Here is a 3,178-nt window from a genome sequence, read left to right as displayed (position 1 = left end):
TTCTCCAGCGCCAAGGCCTGCGGCGTGCCCGTCATTTCGCGGGCCGCTTCCAGTTGGCAATGCTCACCTGCTTGCCGCGCGCGATGCTCAAGGCACCGGGAGCGGTGTCTTTGGTCAAGGTCGAGCCACCGCCCACGGTGCCGCCCGCACCCACGGTGATGGGCGCCACCAGCACGCAGTTGCTGCCAATGTGCACGTCGGCTTCAATGATGGTGCGGTGTTTGAAAGCGCCGTCGTAATTGGCCGTGATACTGCCCGCCCCGTAGTTGACGCGCTCGCCGACCGTGGCGTCGCCCAGATAGGCCAGGTGATTGGCCTTGGCTCCGCGCGCCAGGGTCGAATTCTTGACTTCGACAAAGTTGCCGATATGCACTTGGGCGCCCAGTTTGGCACCGGGTCGCAAACGCGCAAACGGGCCGATCAGCGCACCGGCCCCCACCTCCACCGCGTCTTGGGTGCCCGGCTTGCCGCCTTCGATCTGCGTGAACGGGTGAATCACGGCACCGGCGGCGATCGTGGCATTGGTAATCACGCAATTCGCACCGATGCGCACGTCGTCGCCCAAGATCACCTGGCCTTCAAAGACACAGTTCACGTCAATCGAGACGTCCTGCCCGCATTGCAGGTCGCCACGCACATCAAAACGCGCCGGGTCCGCCAGGCGCACGCCCTGCTCCATCAGCTGCAGCGCCATACGCCGCTGGAACGCGCGCTCCAGTGCAGCAAGTTGCACCGGGCTATTGACGCCCTCCACCTGCAAGGCGTCCGCAATTTTGTGGGCCACCACGGGCACGCCGTCGGCCACGGCGAATTTCACGATGTCGGTCAGGTAGTACTCGCCCTGGGCGTTCTGGTTGTCCAGTCGCGCCAGCCACTTTTTCAAAGGTGCAGCAGGCATCGCCATGATGCCGCTGTAAACCTCTGAAATGGCGCGCTGGGCGGCACTGGCGTCTTTCTGCTCGACGATGGCCTGGACGACTTCACCCTCACGGACGATGCGGCCGTATCCCGTCGGGTCGGCAAAGTCAATCGTCAAGAGTGCCAGTTTGTTGCCGCCACAGGCCGCAATCAGCTGGCGCAAGGTATCGGCCCGCGTCAAGGGCACGTCACCCGAGAGCACGACAACGATGCCGTCGTCGCGCAGCACCGGCACCGCTTGCTGCAGCGCGTGGCCAGTGCCCAGCTGCGGCTCCTGGCGCACAAAATTTATATCAAATCGAGCTGTAGCCCCCGTGGAACCTGCGACAGCCGCTTCAACTTCCATAGCACCGTGGCCGGTGATGACGACCACCTGACGGGCCGCCAATTCAGCGGCGGTGTCCACCACATGCTGCAACAAGGCACGGCCCGCCAACCGATGCAACACTTTGGGCAGTTTGCTTTTCATGCGCGTGCCCTTGCCCGCAGCCAGAATGACCACGTCCACGTCCACGGCGTCGGCCTTATTGGCGCTCTTTAAAATATCACTCATGACTCTCTCCATTCATTCACGAAGCCGACTTCTTCAACGTTTTCGACCTTTCCGCATTATCGACGGGCTGCTGGCACTGTTTGTGGCCCTGTCGCTGAGCTTGGGGGTATCGGGTTGCAGCGCCGTTCGATTGGGCTACAACCACGCCCCTGAATTGAGCTACTGGTGGCTGGACAGCTTCCTGGACTTCAATGAAACGCAGACGCTCAAGGTGCGCGCCGATCTGGCACTCCTGCAGGACTGGCACCGTGCACACGAACTCCCGCTTTACGTCAGCACGCTTGAAAAGATGCAGCGCATGGCGCCCTCCAAGCTGTCGCCCGAGCAGGTTTGCGAACTGTTTGACGAGCTCAAGCCCCGTTTGCACGCCCTCATCGATCAGGCCGCGCCCACCGTCGCCGTGCTGGCACCCACGCTCACGGCCGAACAGCTCGATCATCTGGCGCGGCAATTGAACAAACGCGGCGAGAAATGGCGTGAAGAGTGGCTGGAGGGCACGCCGACCGAACGTAGCGCCCGGCGCGTCAAGCAGCTGCTGGAACCGGCTGAAATGCTCTACGGACAACTGGAAGAACCGCAGTTGGCCGTGTTGCGGGCCGCTGTGGCCGCCTCCGCTTTCGACGCGGCCACGAGTTACCGCGAATCCCTGCGCCGACACCAGGACGCGTTGCAAACGCTGCAGCGTCTGCAGCCGGGCACGCTGAGCGAAGGGTCGGCCCTGGCGGAGGTACGCGCCCTGCTCGGGCGCGCCATGGACTCCCCCGACGCGTCCTACCGCCACTACTCTGAAAAAATAACCCAGGAGAATTGCCGGGCGTTTGCCACCCTGCATAACAGCGCCACGCCGGCCCAGCAGCTGAAACTCATTGAAACTTTGAGCGGCTACGTATCCGATGCGCGCGCGCTGATGGCACCTCGGCCCTGAGGCCTCGCCCAGGATGGGGTCGGGCCTGCAAAAAGTGGGCACCCAACTCGTTGCCGTGGCCCGGGCGCCAGCTTCCAGCATCCCGACAAGCTGGCGCCGTCACGGGATTGTTGCAATTCCAGAATTTTTTTCATGGTCATAACCGACTCCAGTGATGCCATTTGGCATTGAATTCTCGTTTTAATGCGCTTGATCATCCAATGAATTCGAGATAAGCTATTCATTCCATTTACGCATTAATTGCTTGACCCAAGCCGATCCTCACAGCCCATGCAGCATTCTGAAAATCATCTTCGGACCCGTCCCATTTCGGTCGGCCATTTGCGCGCGTTTGAGGCGGTGGCGCGCCACCTCAACTTCCGGGCCGCTTCCGAAGAGCTGTCACTGACGCAAAGCGCCGTCAGTCGCCAGATCCAGGCGATGGAAGAAGAAGTGGGCGTTGGCCTGTTTTTGCGCCACACGCGCGCGGTCGAGCTCACAGCCGCCGGGGCTCAGCTGCTGCGCGCCGTGCTGCCCTCGCTGGAACGCATGGACGGCGCGGTGCGGCTGATCCGCCGCAGCGCGGGGCGCAAAAGCGTGGCGATCAGCACCTGGGCCTCTTTTGCGTCGATGTGGCTGATCCCGCGGCTGGAAGCCTTCCAGAGCGAACACCCGGACATTGACATTCGCATTGACGCCACCGATGTTCCGGTCGACCTGGACACCACCGACATCGACCTGGCACTGCGCTACACCTTACCCGCCAATGCGCCTGCCGGTGCCGTGCGCCTGTTCGGCGAGCA

General features: G+C 62.4%; 3 protein-coding genes. 2 read left to right on the top strand and 1 reads right to left on the bottom strand.

The window, feature by feature from the left end; all coding sequences use genetic code 11:
- Window positions 1–31 precede the first annotated feature (31 nt).
- Window positions 32–1,471 carry a bifunctional UDP-N-acetylglucosamine diphosphorylase/glucosamine-1-phosphate N-acetyltransferase GlmU gene (glmU, locus tag B3V69_RS19405; RefSeq protein ID WP_296449042.1) on the bottom strand — a complete coding sequence of 480 codons (1,440 nt, stop codon included), beginning with the start codon at window positions 1,469–1,471 and terminating at the stop codon, window positions 32–34.
- Here glmU and B3V69_RS19400 point away from each other — a divergent pair.
- Together B3V69_RS19400 and B3V69_RS19395 are read left to right on the top strand one after the other, a co-directional pair.
- Window positions 1,470–2,396, top strand: a complete 927-nt coding sequence (locus tag B3V69_RS19400; RefSeq protein WP_296449039.1) for a DUF6279 family lipoprotein — start codon at window positions 1,470–1,472, stop codon at window positions 2,394–2,396. The two genes, glmU and B3V69_RS19400, sit on opposite strands and share 2 nt — an antisense overlap.
- Window positions 2,397–2,666: 270 nt before the next feature.
- A partial coding sequence (locus tag B3V69_RS19395) for a LysR family transcriptional regulator (protein WP_296449036.1) occupies window positions 2,667–3,178 on the top strand: 512 nt, incomplete at its 3' end.

The sequence above is a fragment of the Rhodoferax sp. UBA5149 genome, from assembly GCF_002413825.1.
GTDB lineage: Bacteria > Pseudomonadota > Gammaproteobacteria > Burkholderiales > Burkholderiaceae_C > Rhodoferax.
This window is presented reverse-complemented; position numbering and strand designations above follow the sequence as displayed.

Excerpts from the sequence above, each read along its gene's own strand:
- glmU (WP_296449042.1), bottom strand. The coding sequence starts at position 1,471 with ATGAGTGATATTTTAAAGAGCGCCAATAAGGCCGACGCCGTGGACGTG.
- B3V69_RS19400 (WP_296449039.1), top strand. The coding sequence starts at position 1,470 with ATGACTCTCTCCATTCATTCACGAAGCCGACTTCTTCAACGTTTTCGA.